This is a genomic window from uncultured Endozoicomonas sp., assembly GCF_947495845.1.
GTDB lineage: Bacteria > Pseudomonadota > Gammaproteobacteria > Pseudomonadales > Endozoicomonadaceae > Endozoicomonas.
Genome location: NZ_CANMAO010000046.1, coordinates 1 through 22,981, shown reverse-complemented (window position 1 = coordinate 22,981; position 22,981 = coordinate 1). Strand labels below are relative to the sequence as shown.

The window sequence follows — 22,981 nt, the reverse complement described above, 5'->3', positions numbered from 1 at the left end:
TAGGGTATAGTTTGCATCGGGCGTTACCGCTGGAGGTAGGGTATAGTTTGCATCGGGCGTTACCGCTGGAGGTAGGGTATAGTTTGCATCGGGCGTTACCGCTGGAGGTAGGGCAGGTGAGATAGGAGGGCAGGCCGTCTGTTGTCGGCAATTTTGATTAAAAATTTCACCGTTCATGTTGGTATTACAAGTGGAAGGTTTATCAAGGATAAGCTTCGCCCAAGAGTTTGCAGGGTTGTCTGAAGTTGGTAGGTCAGTTTTATATACGTCGATTTTTTCAGTTCCGTTAGGAATGAAACCTGCTTCGGTATATTGATCGGAGGTTGTATAAGATTTTGCTATATATCTAACTGAGCCAATCGTTATACCACCATTAACTGGTTCAGGGTTACCAGATATGGTGTTGTTATCGGAATAAATACCGGAAATATGAGGGGGAGGACTATTTTTGAGCTGCCATGGGGTTAATTGATTCTCACCGTCTTTGACGACAATGTCCACTTGAGCAACCCCTGCTGAGGCGAGATTTCTCTCCACGGCACTCACCTCATTCACTGTAATGTTGCTGCCAATGATATGGTTACCTTTCAGATGTGGAGTCCACTTTTTGAAAGGGTTGACTTCCATTCTGTTGATCAAAGCACTGCATGTCGATGCGTGATTACAGGTGACAGAGCTGTTCTTTATCGTGTTATCAGTCACAGTGCTATTGCCGGTAAGCTCATCGATCAGAAGCGACTCCCGGCAGTAAGGGGTGTAAGCATCAGGATTACACTCCAGATGACTATCTTCAATGGTGACATTAGAGACTTCTCCGCCGTCAACTCTGCCAAATACGGCGTGGTTGGTTTTGATTGTGTGACCATTGCCGTCAAATTGACCAGTGAAAGGGTTTGTCTTGTTACCAATAGGCGACACATCACGGATATCAAGATGCTGAGTGAGCTTATAGCGACCGGCAAGAGTTTGAGTGCTAGTGGCGATTTCTTTGAAATCTGAAGTGTTATTGATGAGCGTTACATTTGCTTGACTCGGTGTATGCTCGGAGCTGGAGACTGATGTAGTATTGTTTTGCAGGCTCGGTGTGGCAGCTGATGTTTGAGCACCGGTTGCCGGAAGATTACTTGTACTTGCTTGACTCGGTGTGGCAGCTGATGTTTGAGCACCGGTTGCCGGAAGATTGCTTGTACTTGCTTGACTCGGTGTGGCAGCTGATGTTTGAGCACCGGTTGCCGGAAGATTACTGGTACTTGCTTGACTCGGTGTGGCAGCTGATGTTTGAGCACCGGTTGCCGGAAGATTACTTGTACTTGCTTGACTCGGTGTGGCAGCTGATGTTTGAGCACCGGTTGCCGGGATACTACTTATTAGTGTCATCAATGATGTAAAGCCTGCCATCGATTTAAAGCCTGCCATCTCAAGTGCGGTATTCGCAATACGGACGGTTGGAAATACGGTCTCTATCATGCGCGTAGCCATTTCTTTTGGATTGAATTTGAAGCTAATGCCACTATTTTTATCTTCCGGGCTCAGGCCATAGCCTGGGTGCATGGAGCGGATGAATTCTTTTCCAATTTGGGTAACTTTCCACTTGTCTGATGACCCTATTGACTCTTTCTCTATCGAGCTTGAGGGGGGCTGCTTATTATCAACGTTAAAATTGGTAGTGTTTCTGAGATCAGGGTTAAGAGTCAGCATTGTGTTCTGATTTCCACATTAAGTTAAATAGTAAAAGAACAACAAAGCATCAGTTAAAAAACGTTAATGGGATATATTATTAAATAATAGAGCTTTTTTTTTTATGCTTTCAAAGAGCTTTCGTTACAGTATTCTTGATGAATGAATCCAGTGGCTCGTCAGTTAAGAAAAGGAGGCTGTGAAGAGATTATAAACGGCATTTGGTCAGCTACTTATAGCCATTGTTACGAATTTTACTTATCCTCCCGCTTTTTCTCAGGAGCCTGCCAGTGGATGCCCTTGACCTGAACCCGGACAAATATCGGCTTGCCAGAGCTCTGCGCCCTTTTTCTTATTCCGTTGCTTTGGTCACCTGTGGGCTTGGCGTCGTGTTGGCGTATCAGCAGGGTTATGGTGATTGGTTAAGAGCACTGTTGGTGATGCTGGCCGGTGTTTTACTTCAGGCTGCCAGCAATTTGGCCAATGACCATGCTGATGTTGTGTTGTGGAAAAAACGATCCGGTGAGCTGGCCAGACAAGTGGTAAAACAGATTCACCGAAATTTTATTCTGGCAGGTGTTTGTGCATTTATTGCCTGCCTGATGGGCTTGTGGCTTGTCATAGAAGTTGGTTGGCCATTACTGCTGTTGGGCGTATTTGGTGTCGTAGGTGGATACTTCTATACTGGTGAGCCTGTCGTCTATAAGCATCGTGGCTGGGGAGTGCCTGCTGTATTTTTGTTTACCGGTGTGTTGATGGTGAGTGGTGCTTTTTATGCAGTAGGTGGTGTCTGGAGTAATGAAGTGCTGTGGATTTCAATACCTGTCAGCCTATTGGCCTCTGCGCTGCTGTTATCCAATGAAATTCGGGATTATCTGGATGATCTTGGGCATAACATCCGCACATTGACCGTACGAACAGGCATCAAATTCAGCAAGAGGCTTTATGCAACGGTATTGCTGGCAGTGTTCCCATTCAGTGTGTTGTTGTTTTGGCTGGGCGAGTTGCATAACCCGCTTTACCTTATTATTCCACTGCCGTTTGTTTTTACGCCGTTAAAGCTGTTGGCGAACCATTCTGGCGATGCGGAAATGGTCAGGCTGCCACCATTAACAGGCCAGTTTTTTATGGTTTTTGGGGTTTGCTTTATTCTTGCTGTCGTATAAACCTAAACACATGAAAGAAAGCCCATGGGGGCTTTCTTGTTAATTACTATTTTTACTTTTTTTAGATCGAGGTTTTTTGCCAGAATTATTTCTCAGGTCATAGGTTTCTGGTTCAAACAAATCCTGAGGTTTTTCGGGCAAGTTAACGGATTTAACAGCGCCATTACCAATCAACTTCAGCTTGGTGAACCGGTCTTCTGTGGCTTTTACCAGAGTTTCGGAGTTCCTCATGATGGTGGGGCGGATAAATAACATCAGATTCTTTTTCTCGTCGCCATCCTGATCGTAACGGAAGAGGCGACCAATAATGGGAATACTGCCAAAGAAGGGGACTTTCTTGCGACTTTTTGATTTGATGTCTTCGATCAATCCGCCAATGACTACCGTTTGACCATCGTCGACTAAAACCGCGGTTTTCAGGCTGCGGGTATTAAAGAGCAAATCATCACTGTCGGAGCCAAGCAGTTGTTTTGTGGTGCCCACATCCAGAGAAGACACTTCCTGTTCAAGGATCAATCTCAAGCTGTTTCCTTCATTGATGTGGGGTGTGATCTTCAGCTTCAGACCAACATCTTTCCGCTCAGTGGTGGTGAACGGGTTGTTGCTGTTGCCGCTGGATGATGTTTGGTAAGAGCCGGTTTTGATTGGAATGTTTTTGCCAATAACCAGCTCGGCTTCTTCGTTATCCAGTGTCAGCATACTGGGTGTGGAAAGAATGTTATTGTTGGAGCGAGAGCTGAGGGCGCTGACGAGTACGCCAAAGTTGTCCGCTCTAATGGCCAGAGAGCCAAGAGCAATGGCTGCGTTGTCCAGTACATGTCCGGTGATTTTACTCTTGGTGTTCTCGTTGCTGACGCCACGAATCGTGTCAGTGCCATCAATGCCCCACTGAACGCCCAGTGCATCATTAATACCGCCAGAGACTTCAACAATGACCGCTTCTAATAAAACCTGTGCTCTTGGAACGTCCAGCTGACGGACGATTCTTTCCATTTCCTGAAGCGTGCCGGGGTCAGCAATCATCACCAGGGCATTCTGGGTTTCATCCGCTTTAACAAATGCATTGGATTTGGCTGCGCGGCTTTTATTGCCAGATTTTGTGGCTGAGGCACCATTGCCGGATAGTTGGGAAGTGGAACTTGATGATGCTGGATTGTATGACTCTGCAGCAGAGGATGTGCCGTTGTCCTGGCTGCTCTGAATAATGCTCGACGCTTCTGAGAGTATCTCAGCAATGTTTTTGGCATCGGCAAAACTCAAAAACATAACTTTGGTGGTGGACTTGCGAATGCCCTCTTTATCCAGAGTGTCTGCCAGCTTTCTTACCCGGGAACGTTTATTGGCATTGCCTTTGATGACCAGACGATTACTGCGCTCATCGGCAATCACCTGCAATCCGCTGGGGATTTGTCCTTTACCGCCCACTAGGGTGTCCGAGATGATTTTAGCGACATCGCCAACCCAGGCATGTTTCAGTTGAACCACTTCGTAGTCATTGTTGCCTGCGTCATCCAGCTCCCGAACGAGTTTGGTGATTCGTTCCACGTTGTCTGCCTGATCACTGACGATAATTGCGTTACTGGAAGCAGAGGCTGCGGCATGCCCATACTGGGCGATCAATGGACGGATGATGGGGATTACTTCGACTGCGGAAACACTGTGTAACTCAATCACCCGGGTGGTCATCACGCCATCGGGTTTATCATTTCCACCGGTATTACTGGTCTTGGCTTGAGTGGTAGGCACAATACTGATGATTTTGCCGTCGCCTTTAGGAATGACCGCATAACCATTGGCGGATAAGACTTCCAGAAAGACATCATAAACCTCATCACGGCTGAGCGGCTTGGAGGAAATAACGGTGACGGTATTTCCTCCTTTGATGCGGGGGTCAATAACAATGGTTTCGCCGGTGATTCTGGCAACCTGACCAATAAATTCCCGGATATCGGCATTTTGTTGATTCAACGTCCAGAGGCTTTCTTCTGATGCAGCGGGTGGCGCCTCTGCAGATGCGTTATTTACTATGGCGACAAGGCAGATAGTAACAATCTGAAAAATTCTGGTCGCTGAAATAATTAAACTGATTTTCATGTATTAACCGTTATTAGCTTACTTATTCTTGACCCGCTTCCTGAAGTCTTTCTCTGATTTCCTGCATTCGCTCTTCAAGAGACATGTCATCGGGGTAGTTTCGACGATCGCGTTGGCTTTCAGCTGGTACTGGTGTTTCATCAAGCGTTGGCCTGAATTCCTGTAAGGCTCTTGAGTCCCGGGTAGCTTCTGGGAAGTACAGTTTTTCCAGTTGATTACCCCGTTTAATAATCACGTGGTCAGAATGAACTCTGTCTAAGGTAGCACCTCCGGGGAGGTTGTCGCCGGGAACATAGAGCTTATCTTGATTCGACGACTGAATAATCGCACTGTCATGCTCTATATTGTCTGGATTGGCAACGATCCCCCGGAGAGTCAGGTTCATTCGGGTAATGGGGATGCTCTTTTCACTATTGGAATGGTTAGATTGTTGATCACTGAATCCAAAGATAAGTTCAAAATCTTCAACGTTAATTTTGGCTTCTGATTCTGAAACGTTTGTTTTATTCATTGAGTCAGGATTCGGTTGGTTTTCGGTTAATTGCCAATAGAAGTGTAATACTTGTGTACCAACACTAACGCCCATTGCCAGCAAAATGACCATAATAATCAGGTTTCGATGGCTTTTTTGGCTTCGCTTCATAAATGCGTGCAGAAACGAGGGTATGGCCGCTGCTTTCAAATAGGTCAATTGAATTGCTCTTTCTTTAATAAGAAGAAGTTATATAAATTAATAGACTATTATTTACTCTACATAAAAGCATAAGAGTCTTGTTTTTTAAAGAAATTGGCTTTTACCAGAAACGAATAATACAAATTTAATACCTAGAAAGGTTGTAGATTTCAGGAGTATCGATCTTGTCCGTGCTGATTGAAGAGTCAGAAAATGAACCCATGACGGATGCCGCCGTACTTTCAAAATTGCCTTTTAGCTTTGCCAAACGTTACGGCGTGGTTCTGGCAGAGCTGGATAACGGAATTCCCACACTCTATTTCAGTCAGTCGCCAGCACCCGCGTTGTTGGCGGAAGTGAGCCGCTTTGCTGGATTTTTCCCCCGCTTTCAGCAAGTGAACAGTGAAAAGCTGTCAGAAGTGTTGGCTCAGTGTTATCACAACGACAGTTCCGAGGCGCTTCAGGATGCGGCGGGTATTGGTGATCATCTGGATTTGACCAGCCTTGCTGATGCGGTACCGGTGACGGAAGATTTATTGGAGCAAAGTGATGATGCCCCGGTGATCCGCCTGATCAATGCTTTGCTCACTGAAGCCATTCGTGAAGGGGCGTCGGATGTGCATATCGAAACCTTTGAATCCAGCCTGGTGGTTCGAATTCGCATTGATGGTGTTTTGCGAGAAGTGTTGTCCCTTGAGCGAACCATTGCGGCGCTATTAGTTTCTCGCATTAAAGTCATGGCAAAGTTGGATATTGCCGAGAAACGGGTGCCTCAGGATGGGCGTATTTCACTCCGTGTGGCCGGTAAAGATGTGGATGTGCGTGTGTCCACATTACCCTCCAGTAATGGTGAGCGAGTGGTGCTGCGTTTGCTGGATAAAGCAGCGGGGCGCCTGCAGCTGAAACATCTGGGGATGACGGAGCAAAATCGCCAGCAAATCGAAATTCTACTGAGTAAACCCTACGGCATCATTTTGGTGACGGGGCCTACGGGTTCAGGAAAAACCACATCCCTTTACGCCAGCCTTACCCAGCTTAATGACGCCAGTCGAAATATTCTGACGGTGGAAGATCCCATCGAGTATCACCTTGAGGGTATTGGTCAAACTCAGGTGAACACCAAGGTTGATATGACTTTTGCCCGTGGGCTGCGGGCGATTCTGCGTCAGGATCCGGATGTGGTGATGGTGGGGGAAATCCGTGATCGGGAAACTGCAGAAATTGCGGTTCAGGCCAGTTTGACGGGGCATTTGGTGTTATCAACTCTTCACACCAATACGGCAGTGGGCGCATTAACTCGATTGCAAGATATGGGAATTGAACCTTTTCTTATGTCGTCCAGTCTACTGGGGGTGGTTGCCCAACGTTTGGTTCGAGTTCTCTGTCGGGATTGCAAAAAACCTTATGCTCCAGATGATGTGGAGTGTCAGGAGTTGGGGCTTTCTATTGATGAGGATATTACGTTGTTTCATGCCAATGGTTGCAAGGCCTGTAATTTCAGTGGTTACCGGGGGCGTACGGGTATTTATGAGGTGGTGGTGGTTGATGAGCAGGTGCGCCGAATGATTCACAGCCTCAAGGGCGAGCAGGAAATTACCGATTATGTTCGCAAGCACAGCGCTGGTATCCGTGACGATGGTTGCAGGAAAGTCGTTGAAGGTATCACCACGTTAGAAGAAGTACTTCGAGTCACGCAGAAAGATTAGGAGGCTGACCGAGAATAGCGCCCGTAGCGAGGATGGTAGAAAATTGAGGATAAAAAATCCGTTTTGTGAAGTGAATAGTGGTGCTATTTGCTGAACAAAACGGAATTTTTAGACCAATTTTCTGCCACCGCAGTAGGGCAACCTATTCTCGGACAGCCTCCTAGGCCGCCCATTATTGGAAAGCCTCCGTTAAAGACCAGTTTGGATCAACATCATGGCCGCCTTTGAATATGTCGCTCTGGATGAACAGGGCAAACAGCGAAAAGGAACCCGCGAAGCCGACAGCGAGCGGCAGGTTCGGCAAATGCTGCGTGATGAAAGGTGGACGCCGCTGTCGGTCAATGCATTGGAGGATCGAAAACAAAAAGGCGAAGGGCGAAGCGGTTTCTTGTTCAAACGGGGCATTTCGGCCATTGAACTGGCGACCATTACCCGGCAGTTGGCAACCTTGATTCAGGCCGCCATGCCCATAGAAGAAGCGTTAAATGGCGTGGCAGCGCAGCAGGAAAACCGTCGGGTTAAAAATATTCTTCTGGCGGTACGTTCCAAAGTTCTTGAAGGTTACACTCTGGCAAAAAGTCTGGAAGCGTTCCCTTCCGTATTTCCCCAAATGTATCGTGCCACCGTGGCGGCCGGAGAGCATGCCGGTTTTCTGGATCGGGTGCTTGAGCGGTTGGCAGATTATACCGAGGCAACCCTGCGCTCCGGGCAGAAGATTCAACAAGCTCTGGTTTACCCGATCATTTTAATGCTGGCCTGCGTGGGCATTGTGGGCTTTCTTCTGGGTTACGTTGTGCCAGATGTGGTGAAAGTGTTCACGGACTCCGGTCAGGAGTTGCCCTTAATTACCGAGCTATTGATTGCGGCCAGTGAAGGTTTTCAGACTTGGTGGCCGGTTATATTTGGCGGTATTGCGCTCACCATTATCGGTGTACGACGCTTGCTGCAGAATGAAGAGATTCGCCTTTCCTGGCACCAGATACTGCTTCGCTTTCCTTTTGTGGGGCGGTTTGTGCGCACGGCTAATGCTGCACGGTTTGCCAGCACGCTATCTATTCTGACCCGCAGTGGTGTGTCGCTGGTGGAAGCGTTGATGATTGCCGCGCAAGTTGTGAATAACAACGCCATTCAACAAGCCGTTCAAAACGCAGCCAGAAAAGTCAGTGAAGGCTCCAGTCTCAACCGCGCCATGACCGACACCGGTTACTTTCCGCCATTAATGTTGCACATGATTGCCAGTGGTGAATCCACCGGCGAGCTGGATCAAATGCTGGAACGCACCGCCAACCATCAACAGATGGAGCTGGAAGGTCGGATTACCATCATGCTGGGTTTGCTGGAGCCGTTGATGCTGGTGGTCATGGGCGGTGTGGTGATGATGATTGTATTGGCCATACTGTTGCCGATCTTAAATATGAATCAGTTATTGGCGTGAGCCTGTATTTTTCCATGGAGAATAGATCAATGTTCAACAGAATCCGACAACGCACAGCCGGTCAGGCGGGTTTTACGCTGATCGAAATCATGGTGGTCGTGGTGATCCTGGGTATTCTGGCGGCCATGGTGGCACCTAAAATCCTATCCCGTCCGGATCAGGCAAAGGTCACCGTTGCCCGCTCTGATATTGAAACGGTTGCTCAGGCGCTTGAGTTGTTCCGTTTGGATAATGGTTTTTACCCATCGATGGATCAAGGGCTTGAGGCTTTGATTGAAAAGCCATCATCGCCACCAGAAGCGCGCAACTGGAATCCGGAAGGCTATTTGAAAAAGGTGCCGGTAGATCCGTGGGGCAATCCATACCTTTATCTTCAGCCTGGCAATCATGGCAAATACGACCTCTTTTCCCACGGTGCCAACGGGCGTGAAGGTGGCGAAGGGCTGGATGCCGATATTGGTAACTGGGATCTTTAAGAAAAGGAAAGGGCATTGTTGCGCCAGCGGACTCCGGGAAACCCTAAGGGTTTTACCTTAATAGAGATACTGGTGGTGATTGTTATCATCGGTGTGCTCTTGGGCATTACCTTGTTAAGTCCGATCACCCGAAGTTTTCACAGCGTGATGCAGAACGAAGCTTCCCGGTTGGAATCGCTGTTTTATCAGGCCAGAGATCGGGCCATGCTGGATAATCTCCATTATGGTTTTTCGGTCATTGATGGTTCTGAATATAACTGGTGGGTGTTACCGGCAGAGAGTTTAACGTGGCAGCTCTTGGAAGAAGCGCCCTTTAAACCCTATGTTATGCCAGAGACTATGAGCTTGCGCCTTGAATCCCCGGAATCGTCAAACCTTCTTGAGTCGGAAGATGACAAGCCATCCATTGTCTTTTATCGGGATTTTCAGACAACGCCCTTTCTATTAAGAATTATCCCAACGGATCGTAAACAGGCACCGATTTCCCTGAGTACGGACGGTTTATCGGATTTACAGAGAGTCCGGGAATGATCCAGCATCACAAATCATCGCTCTCAGGCTTTACCTTGCTGGAGGTTATGGTGGCGCTGGCCGTATTCGCGCTGGCAGCTTCGTTGTTGATTCTTACGGATGGCAACAGCATTCGTCAAACCCGTTATCAACAGGAAAAGATACTGGCATCTCAAGTGGCGGATCATTACCTCACGGTGCTTCAGGCGGAAGGTCGTTGGAGTGGCCCTGCGGTCAGCCCAAGAGTTGAGGAATATGCAGGCTACTCCTGGTATGTGAAAGAAAGCTCTGAAAGCACGGATTCACCGGATTTGCGCAAGGTTCAAGTGGAAGTGCACGCCGGTGCATCGGTGCCAGAAAAAGGCGCTGCACCATTGGTGAGAATGTCTACCTGGTTGAGGAAGCCGAAATGAAGGCGTCTTCCCAAGGTTTTACGTTACTGGAACTCATGGTCGCCATTGCCATTTTTGGCATCATCAGCACCGCAGCTTACAAACTATTTATTTCCGTGACGGGCGCCCGGGAAGTCACCCAGTCGGTATTAAGTGAACTGGATAAAGTGCAAAGAGCCGAAGTGATTCTGGAAAAGGATCTTATGCAGATCGTGGGCAGGCCAGTGAGAGATAACGCTGGAATCATCCAACCCGCACTGAAATCACCCGCTGTTAACGGTGCCCTGATCGAATTCACCCGTATGGGGTGGGATAACCCTCTGCAACTGACTCGAAGCACACTGCAGCGGGTTGCCTATTCTGTAGAAGGCTCTGAGTTGATTCGTTACTACTGGTCGATGCTGGATCGAGCGCCGGATGCATCTCCCATTCGGCAAAAGGTACTCGCCGATGTCAAAAGTGCCCGGTTCCGGTTTCTCGATAGTAATAAACGCTGGGTGAACCAATGGCCTTCAAATGTGCAATTGCCTGGCGCGTCTCCATCCCCATCCCCATCTAATGGTTTATCACAAATCCCCGCTGCCATTGAGTTAACCGTTATTCATGAACAAAAAGGCTCGATGATTACCCTGGTACCTCTTAGTACTTATAAGCCAGAGGTAGTCAATCCAGAGCAGGGAGGGGCTGAGCCCGCTTTTAATGACTCACAATCGTCACCAGTGAATCCCGCACAATTGACGCCGGGAGGGCTTAATGGTTACTGAGCTATCCCAAAAATCCGTTCTTCATAGTTCGCGCCATCATTTGAGCGATAAACAGTCTGGCATTGCTCTGATTTATGTCTTGCTGATCTTCCTGCTGATTACCGCCGTCGCCTCAGAGATTGTTACGAACCTCTGGCTGCACACGGAAAAAAATACCCATTACCTGGAAAGAGTGCAGGCCAAACATTACGCCATGGGCGCTGAGCAATTCGTAGCCATGTTGCTCGAGCAAGATTTTCAGCAGGATAAACAAAATGAGCGGATGGCAGATTCTTTTAGTGAAGACTGGAATGTTCGCACCGTGGATTACGATGTGGAGCAGGGAAAGATAGAGCTTCAGGTAATCGACGAGCAGGGGCTATTTAATCTGAACGCATTGGCGCAGGCATCGGGTCAGGAAGAAAAACCCCGTGAACAGAGTGGACCGGATTACCTCGCTATGTTTGAAAACCTGTTACAGAGTCAGTCCATGGATCCGGAACTGGCAAAAAAAGTTCGTCAATGGGTGAGTCAGCCACAGCAAAAAGGGTCATCGGAATCCGCTGCTGATGCTGTTTACCTTTCACTGGACCCACCCCGGCGTGTGGCGCAGATGCCTATGGTGTCAGTGACGGAATTATTACTGGTGGATGGTTTTTCACAGTCGGATGTTGAAAAGTTGCTGTCTTATATTACGGTTATACCGGTTACTGCCAAAATGAATATCAATACCGCCCCTTCGGAGGTCATACGGTCGATAAATAATAATATCACCGAAGGGGATGTTGTATTGATTAACCAAAGCCGGGAGCAGACAGGCTTGGCCACCATGGACGAGTTGAATCGGCAGGTGGCGCTAGCAGGCAAAGCTGGTGTGTTTCCGGAAAATGTGGTTGGGTTTTCCAGCCAGTATTTCAGTGCACAAATTAAAGCAACCTATCGGGACAGCACATTTTATTTAAAGACTCTGTTGTATAGAAACAACGAAGGGCATGTGCAGGTCATAGGCAGAGAAGTTGGCCCCAGCCATTACTGGGACTGGGATAACACCAGCGGTGAGCCTTAAATAATGAAAACAAATCTACTGATTCGAATTCCGTTGGTCTCTGGTTCTTTGGGCTCGCACAAGGTTGTGCAATGGGGTTTTTACACTCAAACGGGTGAACGATGTGGTGATCTTCATCTGGGCACTATTGAGCAGTTAGGCGCTGCACTGCAAGCAGTGGAGCAAAATGATGACGATACTCATTCTCATTATGAAGAGTGTGTTCTATTCATTGGCGGGCTGTTATGTTTCTATCGGGAGCTGGGTATTAATGCCGGCCAGAAAAAACATTTACACGCTGCGTTGCCCTATCTGGTTGAAGAGCATCTGGCTCAGGATATCGATGGTATGCACATCGTCAGTGGCCAGCCCGATAAAAATCTCAACGTGGCTGTCGCTGCGATAACTCATGAAATAATTCAAAACCTGCTGGCGTTGTTTGAACGTTGTGGAATATCACCGTCGTATATTCTGCCGGAATTGCAATTCTTGAAATCGGAAGATGAAAAAACCACTCTGTTTTTAGATAACGATGGTTTGTTTCTATCCAGAGCTCGTCACGAGTATGAACATGAAATCGTAGCGTTGAATTATGATGCTTTGCCGTTTGTATTTAATGACGAACAAGCATTGGCACTAGATAACTCGGTTCAAGAGCGTGGGGCAGAATCCCAGAGTGATGATCCTGAATGCGTAAGGCTACAGTTTTCCGATAAAGAGTGGATGCTTGAGCCATCCCGGTTAGAAGAAGTGAGTACATTCCTTACACGACGTGGCTTTAAGGTTGAGCAGCACCCCTTTCAGCACTCGTTACTGGATTATCTGGCAGATCAGTTTTTCTCGTTCAGGCAGTCGAATCGACTGGTAAACTTTCGTCAGGGCAGCTATCGCTGTTCTAAAAAAACCAACCGGTTCTTGCGGCGTTGGTGGCCGGTAGCGGCTTTAGCGGGAGTATGGCTGTTGGTTGAGCTAGGGTTTACTGCTGCTGAAGGGATGGTTTATCAGCAACAACAGGCGGCGCTCTGGAACGAATCCGTAAACAGTTATCTGACGGTATTTGCCAATGATCGACAAGCGCAGCAAGCGCTAAAAAGGCAGCAACTGTCTTTTAATGTAAAAAGACTAGTGGAAAACAGACTGAAAAATCTTGATACCCCGTCGGAGCTTTCACCGTTTCTACCCATGCTACAAAGAGTTTCCACCGCCATGGAGAAAATGGGAACAGAGGTTGGACTGCAGCCAGATGTATTGGATTTCAATCAACAGTCCGGCGTTTTGAAATTGGAGGTGATTGCGGATCAACAGGAAACGATTCATCGCTTTATTGGTCATATTAACGCCATGGGGCTGAACAGTCAGATCACTGGTTCAACTCCAGAGAAAGAAGGAATTATCGCCCATATCTCCATCAGGGAGACTGCTCAAAAATGACGATACAAAACCTCAGTCAGCGCATTCGGAACAGTGCCTTATGGCAGCAGACTCAACATCGCTATGAACAATGCGCTCCCCGGGAAAAACAATCCCTGCAGGTGCTCTGCATAGGTGTGCTGGTTAGCTTGATCTATTTCTTGATCTGGCAGCCAACCACCGAGTGGGCGCAACAGCGGGAAAGTGATTATCTGTACCAGAAAGAAACCAGCCTTTGGCTTAACGACCATCTGAACAAAGCCAAAAAACTACTGACGCTTGCCCCGAAAGGGGATATCACGCAAGTCGTTAACCGGTTGGCGCAACAGACAGGTATAACGTTGGCAAAAGTGAGGCCGGATCGTCAGGGGCTTGCGGTCTGGGTGGAAGATGCAGCCTATCAAAAATTGCTTAAATGGTTGGTGCTCTTGCAGAATCAGCATCATATCTCGGTACAACAGATTCGCATCGACAGCTTACCCGAAGATGGTCGAGTAAAGAGCTACCTCCTTCTGAGTCAGTGAAAATAGTTACCCAAAATTCATGAAAGGGGATTGACAGTTTTCCCTGATTCGATATGATAGCCGCCATCAACTCAGGGTGATTAGCTCAGCTGGGAGAGCGTCTGCTTTACACGCAGAATGTCGGCGGTTCGATCCCGTCATCACCCACCACTTTCCTGCAGGCAAATGCCTCATGAAAATAGCGGACCGGTAGTTCAGTTGGTTAGAATGCCGGCCTGTCACGCCGGAGGTCGCGGGTTCGAGTCCCGTCCGGTCCGCCATACATTGAAACCCTTACGATACCTGTCGTAAGGGTTTTGTCGTTTATAGGCCCTTTAAACAAAGGGTTAAACGTATGATGCTGTGGTTTGTGGTCTTCCGTTTTCAAAGCTATTTTTCCCTATTTTTCTTACTTTTCTCTCTTCTCTCTGAAAAGCTGTGGTCTGAGCCCTTCCGAGAACCACAGCGTTTAATTGTTTGATTTTATTATGCTTTCACTGTGGTTCGGGGTGTTGTAATTTTGTGAGTTCGTGACCATTCCGGCGGTAGGGGCTCGGGACTGAGTTCGAACTTTCTGACAGTTGATCGTTAGCCTCAATTTCAATTCCTAGCAGCTTGTACCTGGCCCATGGGTCCATATAGAGGGAAGATTTTTTCTGCCAGAACTCTTTGGGCATAGACCGTTGGAATTTAGAGTTCAACAACTTGTGCTCTGCAGGTGTGACAATGCAATATAAAGAGTAATTATCAATTACCCGGTAAACTGAATGGATGTCAAAAACAGGCTGATTTAGTAAAATTTTAACTATTTCTGCTGCTGGAATAACATGCTCTTTTTCAGTTTTCTGTGCATTTTTAGCTGAACCGGTCCAGTAGCAGAAATTCTTAATCCGTCCTGTGTCCCACTTTCCAGTCCCATTGACCGCCCCGATTCTGAATGCATATAGGTTATCGATCAGATTTCGGTAGCAAAATGAGTCTATAACTCTACCGTGCATTAACGCCAGTATTGCATGTGCTAGAGCTTCAGCTTGGGTTTCGTAAGGCATAAATAGCAATTCAAAAGTAACAACTATGACTTAGAGAATGATGAAGTAAATTATGGGATACCGCAAAAAAAATAATGCATCAATTATTATTCATCTTTGTTGCCATCTGGAAAAATAAGAGCACTTTTTTTAAAGTGATCTCGCTGCTCTGTCCAGAGCATCGGGAAGGGTTTCATGCAATCCTTCAGGGTAAGTATCCATGCTCCTGTATTGCAGAGAATGGCCTCTTGGATATCTGGAGCCAGGCAAGTCAGGCGGATCAGCTTGGCTACCCGGCTTTTATCTGTTTTCTCTTTTTTTGCCAGAATTTCCAAGTTCTGGAACTTCCCATTCTCTAATAGTTTGATCCAGCGATGCCCCTGAATGAGAGCTCGCTGCAGCGCCTCCATTTCTTCGTGACCAACCATGCCATCAGGAGTACTGATCGTACTCTTACCACCTCGTCGTATGATCTTGATAGGTATGGTCACCTTGATCAGGTTTTCTTCTTCCAGAAACTCAACGGTTTCTTCACCAACTTTTTTAACAATAGCCATGGGGCTCTCCTTGCGTTTTATGGTTGTAGTTCGATGGCGACGGCATTCATGCCATCGGGTCTGAAGTAAACGGTGACTTGCTCTGCGGCCAACTCAATGCGTTTGATTAATAACTCAGTCAGGCGTCGTTTTTCCGGGGCAAAGAGCTCATCCCAGACGGAAGCCAAGTCACCAAGAGCAGCTCGAATAGAACCTTCATTGAGATTGCCATCCTGTTCACTGGCCTGTTGCCACACCTTGAACAGCAACTCCGGGCTGGCCAGCCGTTTGCGTATCTCCTCCAAAACCATAAGTTCCAACGTACGGGCCGAAAGGGGCGGCAGTGGGCTGTTTTTGGCTCCCTGTTTCTGACTGGTGCCGGTCACGTAATAACGGAACAGTTGGCCATTTTTACGGGTGCTGCTGGTGGTCATCGCCAGGCCGTCTGGGCCAACCAAGATACCTTTGAGGAAAGAGGGATTATTGCGCTGTTTGGATGACTTGGAGCGCAGCTGGGCATGAATGTCGAACGTGCCGTGGGCTTTTGCCCAAAGGTCCATGGAGATGATTGGTTTATGCTCTCCAGAATACCATTCACCCTTGTTGCCAATCTCACCGATATAGATGCGGTTGCGCAGAATTCGGTGAACCGTGTTTTTGGCAAAAGGGCTGTCGCCTCGTACCGTTCCGTCGTGTAATGGGATCGCTTTGGATCGATGACCTTTCTTATTGATGATTTCACAGGTCTGAATGATTGAGCGGGTTTTAACAAAGGTTTTGAAGATCAGGTTAACCGCTTCTGCTTCTGAATCATTCACGGTGAGCTTGCGTTCCTTTACGTCATAGCCCAGCAGTGGATTGCCCCCAATCCACATGCCTTTCTTTTTCGACAGCAAGAACTTGTCTCGAATCCGTTCGCTCGTAACTTCCCGTTCAAATTGGGCAAAGGAAAGCAATATGTTGAGAGTAAGTCTTCCCATACTGCTGGTGGTGTTGAATTGCTGGGTGACCGAAACAAACGACACATTATGTTTGTCGAATAAATCCACCAGCTGAGCAAAGTCAGCCAGTGAACGACTGAGTCGATCTACTTTGTAGACCACCACAATATCCACCATTCCAGATTGCACATCCCTAAGCAGTCGCTGAAGGGCGGGTCGCTCAACATTGCCACCAGAGAAACCACCATCATCGTAGTCATCCGGAGTCATTACCCAGCCTTCATGTTTCTGGGAGTGAATGTATGCTTCTCCTGCATCCCTCTGGGCATGCAGAGAGTTGAATTCCTGTTCCAACCCTTCCTCGGTAGACTTTCGGGTATAGATCGCACACCGTTTCTTAACCAACGTTTCCTTACGCTTGGCCATGCTCACCTCCTTTTGATTTGGATTTCAGCCCAAAGAACAATGGGCCGGACCAGCTGCTTCCTGTAATCATGGTGGCGATGCGGGTCAGGCTTTTATACATTTCTCCTCGGTACTCAAAACCCTGTGGCGTGACGATCACTTCATGGATTTCTCCGTTGTACTCCTTGGTAATCACAGTCCCCAATGGTGGCTTAACCAAGCGGCTATTTTGGGCTTTAGGTTTGTGCCCACTTTTCTTACTAGCCTGCTTCAGCCGGTCAGAGCTCTTCTCACTCAGTCCACCTAATGCCAGTTCCTGAATTCGATTGGATAAACGTTGTCGCAGAATTCTTAAATCCAGTTCAGGAGCATCTTTGCCGTAGAGCTCCTTCCACAATTTACGCAATTCTTCCGTCTTCATGGATTGCAATGCCACAACCCTGGCGGCAAGGGTTTTATCATCGTTCATAAGCTACCTCTGTCGTTTTCTCTGTTTTTGTTAAGAGTGTTCACAGTCATGCATGAGGTAGCGGAGTTATCCAGTCGGTCAGGGTCTTTATCTTTGTTTCTCTGCCGTTTGCGAAGGATGGCTATAGCGATAAGGGCTGCGGAATAAAGGGGACAAGCGGGGTTATGAAGCTACTGTCGCAGTCAGAATTCGCCAAACGTCAAGGTTGGAGCCGTCAATATGTGGGTAAACTGGTCAGATCGGGCAAGATTACTCTGGTGAATGGCAAGATTGACCCGGAGCAGGCACAGGCGGCCATAAAGGCCCAGTCGGAGCCCTCTACGGAGCTGCGGGTAAAGCCCCAAACGGACACAGCTTTCACCACAGCCCACCGATTCACGACAGGCGGTGGATTTCGTCACTGCCCGCACCATGCGCGAAGCCTTCAAAGCCAAAATGGCTAAGATGGAGTATGAAGAGAAGGCGGGCAAGCTGACCGATGCTTCTAAAGTCAAGTCAGAAGCATTTAGGGCAGGCCGGATTGTTCGGGATGCATTGCTCGGAATACCGGACCGGCTGTCGGATGTGCTGGCAGCAGAACAAGATCCGGGGGAGGTTCGGCAATTGCTGGTGAATGAACTGGAAATGATTTTGAACGAATTAAGCGACAATTCGTAGATAAAACAACGCCCCGGTCAACGGGGCGATAATCCCAGTCCCTCCCGATTATTATTCTTATTGATCGGGTGACCATCCGTGGTCAAAGTTCCTTCCTGGAACGGTACTGAGCAGTCTTGCTTTGCACCTATAGATAACCACATTGCGTGCCAACTTTGTTCATTCCGCAATTACCAAAGGCTCAGGTAGTAGCGGCTGCTTTATGTAATCTTTAGATTTGGGTAGCCGTTACGCCCGTTTGTCACGAATATAAACAAACAAGTGTATGAATAGTCCTTATTTCTCAGGCTTTTTTGGCGGTTTAAAAGCTGACGCTCGCTTGAGGGATTCCTAAGGAATTAGAGCCGGGTGGCAAAACACATTGCCATTTAAGTCAGAAAAACAGAGGCTCTACCGCTAACAGGCAACGAGAACAGAACTTTTTGCGATTAAATAGGTCTATAAGGAGTGCAATTTAATTTAAATCTGAACTGAGTAATTCACCACGATATGAATAACCCTATTCGCTATACAGATCAGCCATCGCCCTATGAAGCTAATGATCAGCCATCGCGCTATGAAGCTAATGATGCTAATCACCAACGCAGCCAAATGGCTGGTCTATCAACACTAAGGGGACAACAAGTAGCCCCGACTTCTGTCAACTGTCAATTACATTTATCAGAAGCGGTTCAGGTCAGCTTCCAGATGTTAGGTGACCGGTTGGTTGTCAAGTTACCACCGGGCTATCAGTTTGGCCAAGTTCAGGTGGGGCAGTTACAACAAGGTTCACAGCAGAGCGCGGAACAGCAAAAACGAGCATATATGCTCAATTTTATTGATGAAGTCAATAGCACGATAACAGTATCATCAGACTACCCTCCGGAATTTAATCAGTGGTGTCATACAGCGCACCAGAATGAGCAGATTCAGTGGGCCGCTTTAACGCAGCCGGGCACGGGAGGATTGGCTAATGAGCTAACCGCGCAGACAATGAATTTTATTAAAAAAGCCTGTGAAGACTATGGTCACTTATCAGATCAGGGTGTATTTGGTAACTCCTACGAAAAGGCTATGGCTTATGCCAGAAAACATCAAATTGCATACCCTGGAGATGCTGTTCAACTGGCAAAAACCGATGGTCGGTATTATGTGATCGTATCAGACGGACAGGGTGTCCGTAAGGATAATGTAAATTGCTGGCTTGTTGATCCCTGGGCTGGTTGTCAGTTTCAACTAGGGGCGGGCATACCATTCAGGAAGGATTACCAGACGCCCACCGACATTCTTTTACTGGGAAAAGTCGTTGAGCCTTATAAGTCGGCTAAGACGTATATCGACTCTAAAAAACTGACTAGTTCATCACCCTTTGCCTCAAATGAAATCCTGAGATCGGTACTTTACGCCGCTTCCCGGTGTCCGGGAAGTCACTTTTATTTCGATGCAGATTCTTGCAACCGCGATAATAAGTTAAACGACTTTCTCTCAACTATCCAAAACGGAATGCGCAGTGAATCGGTTTATTGTCTTGGGTTTTCTTCTAATGGAATGATTAATTACCTGCCTCTGAATGGTCAGCTTGCTGGTATGCAATATATCAAAATGGCCGTCATGTTTACCGATAATGATTGGGAGTATTGGGCATCATTTTTTCAGAAATTGTGCCCATTGATCAGTAGTATTAATGATTGCCTTATGACAAAAAACATACAAAATTCGGTTGAGAGTTTTAACCAGTGCAACTTTGCCCCCCTGAAAATGATGGTTCTAAATGGTTATCTATCTGGGTTGGAGCGTGGTGTGCCCGACAAACAACACAAATTGATAAATGAATTGATAGAAAACTTTCATGAGAGTAGGTGGTGTAAAAAAGAGCCCGTATTGTTAACCATGGTAAAAGCCATGCTGGCTGATGACCTTTCATCTAACGATAAAAATGCGTTCTCCGAACGATTAAGGCCGCTGGTAAAAAGTATCATTTTTGATAGTTTTGCTAACTATACAGAGGGTTTTTTGGCGTGGTATGCCCTAGAAACCACTTCGATGGAGCGATTAATGCAACTGTCGATGCTTGTTAACGATCATTATGATGACTTTACTCGAGAGTTTCAAAAGGGGTTAAATAAGCACGTTGAGGATGCAGATAAACGAGAACCAATACTGACGACGTGGATAGCAAAAGCACGAGAAGCTAATTGTCAGCCATTGGTGGAGAGTCTGAATGCAATATCAGGGCGAAAGCTTCAGGTAGACGTTGGTTCTATTTACGTCGAAAATGCGGCGGAAATACCTGAGACTGGTTCACTTTCGATATATGAAGCAAATACTACTGACGCTAACTCTTCTGAAAAACAAGTTTGATGGCACTATAGTAACCCTGAAGCTTTCGCCCTGAATGCAATACAAAGTGGTTGAGTCTTCTTCCACTGACAAATATCTCATCTATTGCAATAAAACTGGCGGAGGATAAGCCTCCGCTACTTCTGTGCTGGCTTTGTCCCAACGGGGCACAATGTAATCTGCTGATTAGAATCTCAACCGGCTACAGCTACCTCAATCATCGCCAGAAATGCAGTACTGCAATCAGTGCAATGAACAAGACAATCAGGGTGGTGATCGATTGTCGCATCTGATCACTGGTAAGTATGCGTGGGTCGTCTTTTTTTGTGCCATGCGGGTCACTGAGCAGGCTGGGTGCCACGTTCGCCATCATCAAAAAAATACCCAGTACCAGCACTGAAATCACTACGGCCTTCACAATCAAACTCTCCATTTCTTACGACTTTCTATACAAGAAGGATGTGCACCTTTGTTTGACTGGCTACGACAGAAATGGTTTCAGACGGCTCGAAATTTAGCCTACACCTCTGCAGGTCGGGGGCGCAGAAGTCAGAGTTGGTCAGCACCGTCATCTGGTCCGAACAATACGTTGACCGGTAATCTGGGGACGTTGATCACTCGATCCAGAGCGTCCATTCGTAATGATCCCTGGGCGGCTTCCGGATTAGAAAAGCTGGTCGCGAATATTGTCGGTACAGGTATCAAACCCAAGTCCGAAGCGACCAATGACCAGTTCTGAAAGAATCTGCAGGCCCTGTTTCTGGATTGGTCTGATGAATCGGATGCGGATGGTCAGCTGGATTTTTATGGTCAGCAATCACTGGCGGTTCGCTCCATGTTGGAGGCGGGTGAATGTTTTACCCGGTTGAGACCCAGAAAACTATCCGATGGTTTGAGTGTCCCTTTGCAGGTCCAATTGCTGAAAGCGGAGTTTGTGCCCTGGGATTACAACGATGATCTAAAGCGTGGTCACAAGATCCGAGCAGGCATCGAATTTAATGCCTTGGGTAAGCGGGTGGCGTATTGGATGCACTGACAGCATCCATCGAATTACATAACACTGGATACAGCTGACCCAAGTGGTTTCATCTGGACAAGTTTGTAGGTGCTAATTTATTGATTAGTATTACCCATATTTTTCTTTAATGAGTTCTCCCATGGTTTTGGCATTGTAGTTATAGTAGGGCGTTGAAATTGGGTCTTCTAATTTAATAATTCCTTCTTTCAGTAATAAATTCCGGTTCTTGCTATTCCATTTAAAGCATAGAAGGTTCGCGAGGTCTGCGGGCTTATCTGGTTTGCTCCATTTTGATGATTCTTTATAGGCTTTTTTTAATGCTGGTAAATCGTTTCTATCAATGGTTGAAAATATTTTTTTTAACGCGGTTTTAATATGTTTGTTTTCTATAAAGTTGTGGTTATAATAATCATCAAGGATTTGTGCCAACATATCAATGCACCTTTCTTTGCTGGTTAAATACGTCGGTAATAATTCAGTATGGTTGTATAGGGACGTTTCAAGTACGGTATAGTTTCTAAATTGAATTTTCGTATAATTGCCTGTTCGCAATGCTCTTGGTATATGAAGCTCTGGGTTGAATAACGAATTTAACACTTTTTGAATTTGATGATGATCGTCTTCGATAGAGGTTAAAACAGCCCTCTTGATTTGCTCTGTAAACCCCGACTCAGCCTCAAAATCTCTGAGAGCGTCAATTAAATAATAGGCTAAACCTTCGCAAAGATGTTCAGGGACAAAGAAAATATCATTAGTGTATTGTTGGGTGTAGAGATGTTTATTCTCAGTGCTAAATAGGCCATAACGGTCCGGGTCATAAACAAACCGCTTTGGGGGGGGTGATGTCCGGATCGAATGCAATCTTATTGATTTTATTATTCTCGATGTTTGATAGCGTAATAAAGCAAGGGCGTTGATGTAATTCGGCTTAATTTAGCAAATAAGCATTAGCTCCGTAATCTCGGCCAGCATATTTTGTTCCTAATACAGTTGCGTTAGGGAAGTCTCGTGCGAACTCAGTGGCAAAAAAAACATATTTATCATGCATCGATCTTTTGTATTCGCTTGGCTCCAAATAATGCAGCGATACACAATTGAGTTTTGAGTCATCATCAATTACGGTGTTTGTCTGGTGCCTGAACCTTACTATGCAGGTTTCAATAGTAGATTTTATTTTTTGCTCCTCAATAGTCAATTTTCCTAACTTGGATTTAATGGTTTTTAAATTGTCCGTTGATTGAGCCTTTAGTTTCTCCATGATTGGCGTTTTATCATCAGGGGACAGTCCAAGCTCGTGATAAGTCCCACGAATTATCTTTCTGTCAAGACAATCAAGCCATTTGGTTAGGTACTTTCTTTGTATTCTCTTGATAGGGTCTTTTTCATAAGTATCTTGATCCACATTAGAAGAAATGACGCACCGGCGCTTGTTTACAGGAGATGATGTTAACTCATGAGTATGAGATTTGATTTCAGAGTCAGGTTGTTGGCTAGGCACTTTTGCCAAAGTAAGAACAGAGGATACTTTGCGGTTAAGCCATACACATACAAGTCCGATTAATGATTTGATTTTTTGTTGTAGGGAGGAGGACGAAAAAGCAACAGCATCGGACTTTGATAGTGAATTCATAATGGTTCTCCTTATATTGTTCCAAAGGTATAAGCTGGCCTTTTCCATTAGGCAGCAAAAGTGGATTAGTTATACCAATGGCGTTTTTAAATTTTGGAACGAGCAAGTTATTTTGGGCGGCTGGGCAAGGCGAAGAGACGAGTCATAG

Annotated in this window: 23 protein-coding genes, 2 tRNA genes and 1 pseudogene; 15 read left to right on the top strand and 11 right to left on the bottom strand. The window is 46.6% G+C overall.

What is annotated here, in order from left to right; translation table 11 throughout:
• Positions 1 to 1,698, bottom strand: a 1,698-nt coding sequence (locus Q1B11_RS19245) for a hypothetical protein (RefSeq protein ID WP_299735448.1), incomplete at its 3' end; no start/stop codon positions are given.
• A 269-nt stretch (positions 1,699 to 1,967) separates the two neighbouring features.
• Here Q1B11_RS19245 and Q1B11_RS19240 point away from each other — a divergent pair.
• Complete coding sequence (locus tag Q1B11_RS19240; protein ID WP_299735446.1) at positions 1,968 to 2,843, top strand: prenyltransferase; 876 nt, start codon at positions 1,968 to 1,970, stop codon at positions 2,841 to 2,843.
• A gap of 39 nt (positions 2,844 to 2,882) precedes the next feature.
• On the opposite strand, the gene gspD is transcribed toward Q1B11_RS19240, so the two are convergent.
• Both gspD and Q1B11_RS19230 read right to left on the bottom strand, forming a co-directional pair.
• The gene (gspD, locus tag Q1B11_RS19235; protein ID WP_299735443.1) at positions 2,883 to 4,937 is read right to left on the bottom strand and encodes a type II secretion system secretin GspD; all 2,055 of its coding nucleotides are present in this window, start codon (positions 4,935 to 4,937) and stop codon (positions 2,883 to 2,885) included.
• A gap of 22 nt (positions 4,938 to 4,959) precedes the next feature.
• On the bottom strand, positions 4,960 to 5,580 hold the full coding sequence (locus tag Q1B11_RS19230) for a type II secretion system protein N (RefSeq protein WP_299735440.1): 621 nt from the start codon (positions 5,578 to 5,580) through the stop codon (positions 4,960 to 4,962).
• Positions 5,581 to 5,831: 251 nt separating this feature from the next.
• Here Q1B11_RS19230 and gspE point away from each other — a divergent pair, with 251 nt between their 5' ends.
• The 11 genes from gspE to Q1B11_RS19175 all read left to right on the top strand — a co-directional run bounded on the left by gspE (position 5,832) and on the right by Q1B11_RS19175 (position 14,111).
• Entirely contained in the window at positions 5,832 to 7,316 is a 1,485-nt protein-coding gene (gene gspE / locus Q1B11_RS19225) for a type II secretion system ATPase GspE (protein ID WP_299735450.1), read from the top strand.
• A gap of 214 nt (positions 7,317 to 7,530) precedes the next feature.
• Positions 7,531 to 8,751 (top strand): type II secretion system inner membrane protein GspF, encoded by a 1,221-nt coding sequence (gene gspF / locus Q1B11_RS19220; RefSeq protein WP_299735438.1) that lies wholly within the window; start codon positions 7,531 to 7,533, stop codon positions 8,749 to 8,751.
• A 29-nt stretch (positions 8,752 to 8,780) separates the two neighbouring features.
• Entirely contained in the window at positions 8,781 to 9,227 is a 447-nt protein-coding gene (gene gspG, locus Q1B11_RS19215) for a type II secretion system major pseudopilin GspG (RefSeq protein WP_067521686.1), read from the top strand.
• Between the two features lie 18 nt (positions 9,228 to 9,245).
• On the top strand, positions 9,246 to 9,758 hold the full coding sequence (locus Q1B11_RS19210; RefSeq protein WP_299735431.1) for a prepilin-type N-terminal cleavage/methylation domain-containing protein: 513 nt from the start codon (positions 9,246 to 9,248) through the stop codon (positions 9,756 to 9,758).
• Positions 9,755 to 10,150 (top strand): type II secretion system minor pseudopilin GspI, encoded by a 396-nt coding sequence (gene gspI / locus Q1B11_RS19205; RefSeq protein ID WP_299735429.1) that lies wholly within the window; start codon positions 9,755 to 9,757, stop codon positions 10,148 to 10,150. The genes Q1B11_RS19210 and gspI overlap by 4 nt, the downstream gene beginning before the upstream one ends.
• Complete coding sequence (gspJ, locus tag Q1B11_RS19200; RefSeq protein ID WP_299735427.1) at positions 10,147 to 10,893, top strand: type II secretion system minor pseudopilin GspJ; 747 nt, start codon at positions 10,147 to 10,149, stop codon at positions 10,891 to 10,893. The genes gspI and gspJ overlap by 4 nt, the downstream gene beginning before the upstream one ends.
• A complete protein-coding gene (gene gspK, locus Q1B11_RS19195; RefSeq protein WP_299735426.1) occupies positions 10,883 to 11,938 on the top strand; it encodes a type II secretion system minor pseudopilin GspK in 1,056 nt (351 codons plus the stop codon). The genes gspJ and gspK overlap by 11 nt, the downstream gene beginning before the upstream one ends.
• Before the next feature lie 3 nt (positions 11,939 to 11,941).
• Positions 11,942 to 13,348: a type II secretion system protein GspL gene (gene gspL / locus Q1B11_RS19190; protein ID WP_299735423.1), complete on the top strand. Its 1,407-nt coding sequence runs from the start codon at positions 11,942 to 11,944 to the stop codon at positions 13,346 to 13,348.
• Complete coding sequence (locus tag Q1B11_RS19185; protein WP_299735421.1) at positions 13,345 to 13,851, top strand: type II secretion system protein M; 507 nt, start codon at positions 13,345 to 13,347, stop codon at positions 13,849 to 13,851. Before gspL ends, Q1B11_RS19185 begins: the two co-directional genes overlap by 4 nt.
• Positions 13,852 to 13,925: 74 nt before the next feature.
• Positions 13,926 to 14,001, top strand: a tRNA-Val gene (locus Q1B11_RS19180).
• Between the two features lie 33 nt (positions 14,002 to 14,034).
• A tRNA-Asp gene (locus Q1B11_RS19175) sits at positions 14,035 to 14,111 on the top strand.
• A 213-nt stretch (positions 14,112 to 14,324) separates the two neighbouring features.
• On the opposite strand, the gene Q1B11_RS19170 is transcribed toward Q1B11_RS19175, so the two are convergent.
• The 5 genes from Q1B11_RS19170 to Q1B11_RS19150 form a co-directional block, all read right to left on the bottom strand.
• The gene (locus Q1B11_RS19170) at positions 14,325 to 14,879 is read right to left on the bottom strand and encodes a hypothetical protein (RefSeq protein WP_299735419.1); all 555 of its coding nucleotides are present in this window, start codon (positions 14,877 to 14,879) and stop codon (positions 14,325 to 14,327) included.
• Between the two features lie 86 nt (positions 14,880 to 14,965).
• On the bottom strand, positions 14,966 to 15,415 hold the full coding sequence (locus Q1B11_RS19165; RefSeq protein ID WP_299735417.1) for a hypothetical protein: 450 nt from the start codon (positions 15,413 to 15,415) through the stop codon (positions 14,966 to 14,968).
• 17 nt (positions 15,416 to 15,432) lie between these two features.
• On the bottom strand, positions 15,433 to 16,761 hold the full coding sequence (locus Q1B11_RS19160; RefSeq protein WP_299735416.1) for a recombinase family protein: 1,329 nt from the start codon (positions 16,759 to 16,761) through the stop codon (positions 15,433 to 15,435).
• Entirely contained in the window at positions 16,748 to 17,209 is a 462-nt protein-coding gene (locus Q1B11_RS19155) for a DUF2924 domain-containing protein (RefSeq protein ID WP_299735414.1), read from the bottom strand. Before Q1B11_RS19155 ends, Q1B11_RS19160 begins: the two co-directional genes overlap by 14 nt.
• Positions 17,210 to 17,391: 182 nt before the next feature.
• Positions 17,392 to 17,610 carry a hypothetical protein gene (locus tag Q1B11_RS19150; RefSeq protein WP_299735412.1) on the bottom strand — a complete coding sequence of 73 codons (219 nt, stop codon included), beginning with the start codon at positions 17,608 to 17,610 and terminating at the stop codon, positions 17,392 to 17,394.
• Here Q1B11_RS19150 and Q1B11_RS19145 point away from each other — a divergent pair.
• The gene (locus tag Q1B11_RS19145; protein ID WP_299735410.1) at positions 17,597 to 17,866 is read left to right on the top strand and encodes a hypothetical protein; all 270 of its coding nucleotides are present in this window, start codon (positions 17,597 to 17,599) and stop codon (positions 17,864 to 17,866) included. The genes Q1B11_RS19150 and Q1B11_RS19145 overlap by 14 nt on opposite strands.
• 489 nt (positions 17,867 to 18,355) lie before the next feature.
• A complete protein-coding gene (locus Q1B11_RS19140; protein ID WP_299735408.1) occupies positions 18,356 to 20,206 on the top strand; it encodes a hypothetical protein in 1,851 nt (616 codons plus the stop codon).
• Between the two features lie 196 nt (positions 20,207 to 20,402).
• Here the strand turns inward: Q1B11_RS19140 and Q1B11_RS19135 are convergent, their stop codons facing one another.
• Entirely contained in the window at positions 20,403 to 20,618 is a 216-nt protein-coding gene (locus Q1B11_RS19135) for a hypothetical protein (RefSeq protein WP_299735406.1), read from the bottom strand.
• A 36-nt stretch (positions 20,619 to 20,654) separates the two neighbouring features.
• On the opposite strand from Q1B11_RS19135, the pseudogene Q1B11_RS19130 reads away from it, so the two are divergent.
• Positions 20,655 to 21,221: pseudogene (locus Q1B11_RS19130) on the top strand (phage portal protein).
• Positions 21,222 to 21,311: 90 nt separating this feature from the next.
• On the opposite strand, the gene Q1B11_RS19125 reads toward Q1B11_RS19130, so the two are convergent.
• Both Q1B11_RS19125 and Q1B11_RS19120 read right to left on the bottom strand, forming a co-directional pair.
• Positions 21,312 to 22,064, bottom strand: a complete 753-nt coding sequence (locus tag Q1B11_RS19125) for a T3SS effector OspC family protein (RefSeq protein ID WP_299735404.1) — start codon at positions 22,062 to 22,064, stop codon at positions 21,312 to 21,314.
• A gap of 67 nt (positions 22,065 to 22,131) precedes the next feature.
• Positions 22,132 to 22,833 (bottom strand): hypothetical protein, encoded by a 702-nt coding sequence (locus tag Q1B11_RS19120; RefSeq protein WP_299735402.1) that lies wholly within the window; start codon positions 22,831 to 22,833, stop codon positions 22,132 to 22,134.
• Between the last annotated feature and the right edge of the window lie 148 nt (positions 22,834 to 22,981).

Coding starts and splice junctions, on each gene's coding strand:
- gspD (WP_299735443.1), bottom strand. CDS start 4,937: ATGAAAATCAGTTTAATTATTTCAGCGACCAGAATTTTTCAGATTGTT.
- Q1B11_RS19230 (WP_299735440.1), bottom strand. CDS start 5,580: ATGAAGCGAAGCCAAAAAAGCCATCGAAACCTGATTATTATGGTCATT.
- gspE (WP_299735450.1), top strand. CDS start 5,832: ATGACGGATGCCGCCGTACTTTCAAAATTGCCTTTTAGCTTTGCCAAA.
- gspF (WP_299735438.1), top strand. CDS start 7,531: ATGGCCGCCTTTGAATATGTCGCTCTGGATGAACAGGGCAAACAGCGA.
- gspG (WP_067521686.1), top strand. CDS start 8,781: ATGTTCAACAGAATCCGACAACGCACAGCCGGTCAGGCGGGTTTTACG.
- gspI (WP_299735429.1), top strand. CDS start 9,755: ATGATCCAGCATCACAAATCATCGCTCTCAGGCTTTACCTTGCTGGAG.
- gspJ (WP_299735427.1), top strand. CDS start 10,147: ATGAAGGCGTCTTCCCAAGGTTTTACGTTACTGGAACTCATGGTCGCC.
- gspK (WP_299735426.1), top strand. CDS start 10,883: ATGGTTACTGAGCTATCCCAAAAATCCGTTCTTCATAGTTCGCGCCAT.
- gspL (WP_299735423.1), top strand. CDS start 11,942: ATGAAAACAAATCTACTGATTCGAATTCCGTTGGTCTCTGGTTCTTTG.
- Q1B11_RS19185 (WP_299735421.1), top strand. CDS start 13,345: ATGACGATACAAAACCTCAGTCAGCGCATTCGGAACAGTGCCTTATGG.
- Q1B11_RS19170 (WP_299735419.1), bottom strand. CDS start 14,879: ATGCCTTACGAAACCCAAGCTGAAGCTCTAGCACATGCAATACTGGCG.
- Q1B11_RS19165 (WP_299735417.1), bottom strand. CDS start 15,415: ATGGCTATTGTTAAAAAAGTTGGTGAAGAAACCGTTGAGTTTCTGGAA.
- Q1B11_RS19160 (WP_299735416.1), bottom strand. CDS start 16,761: ATGGCCAAGCGTAAGGAAACGTTGGTTAAGAAACGGTGTGCGATCTAT.
- Q1B11_RS19155 (WP_299735414.1), bottom strand. CDS start 17,209: ATGAACGATGATAAAACCCTTGCCGCCAGGGTTGTGGCATTGCAATCC.
- Q1B11_RS19140 (WP_299735408.1), top strand. CDS start 18,356: ATGAATAACCCTATTCGCTATACAGATCAGCCATCGCCCTATGAAGCT.
- Q1B11_RS19135 (WP_299735406.1), bottom strand. CDS start 20,618: ATGGAGAGTTTGATTGTGAAGGCCGTAGTGATTTCAGTGCTGGTACTG.
- Q1B11_RS19120 (WP_299735402.1), bottom strand. CDS start 22,833: ATGAATTCACTATCAAAGTCCGATGCTGTTGCTTTTTCGTCCTCCTCC.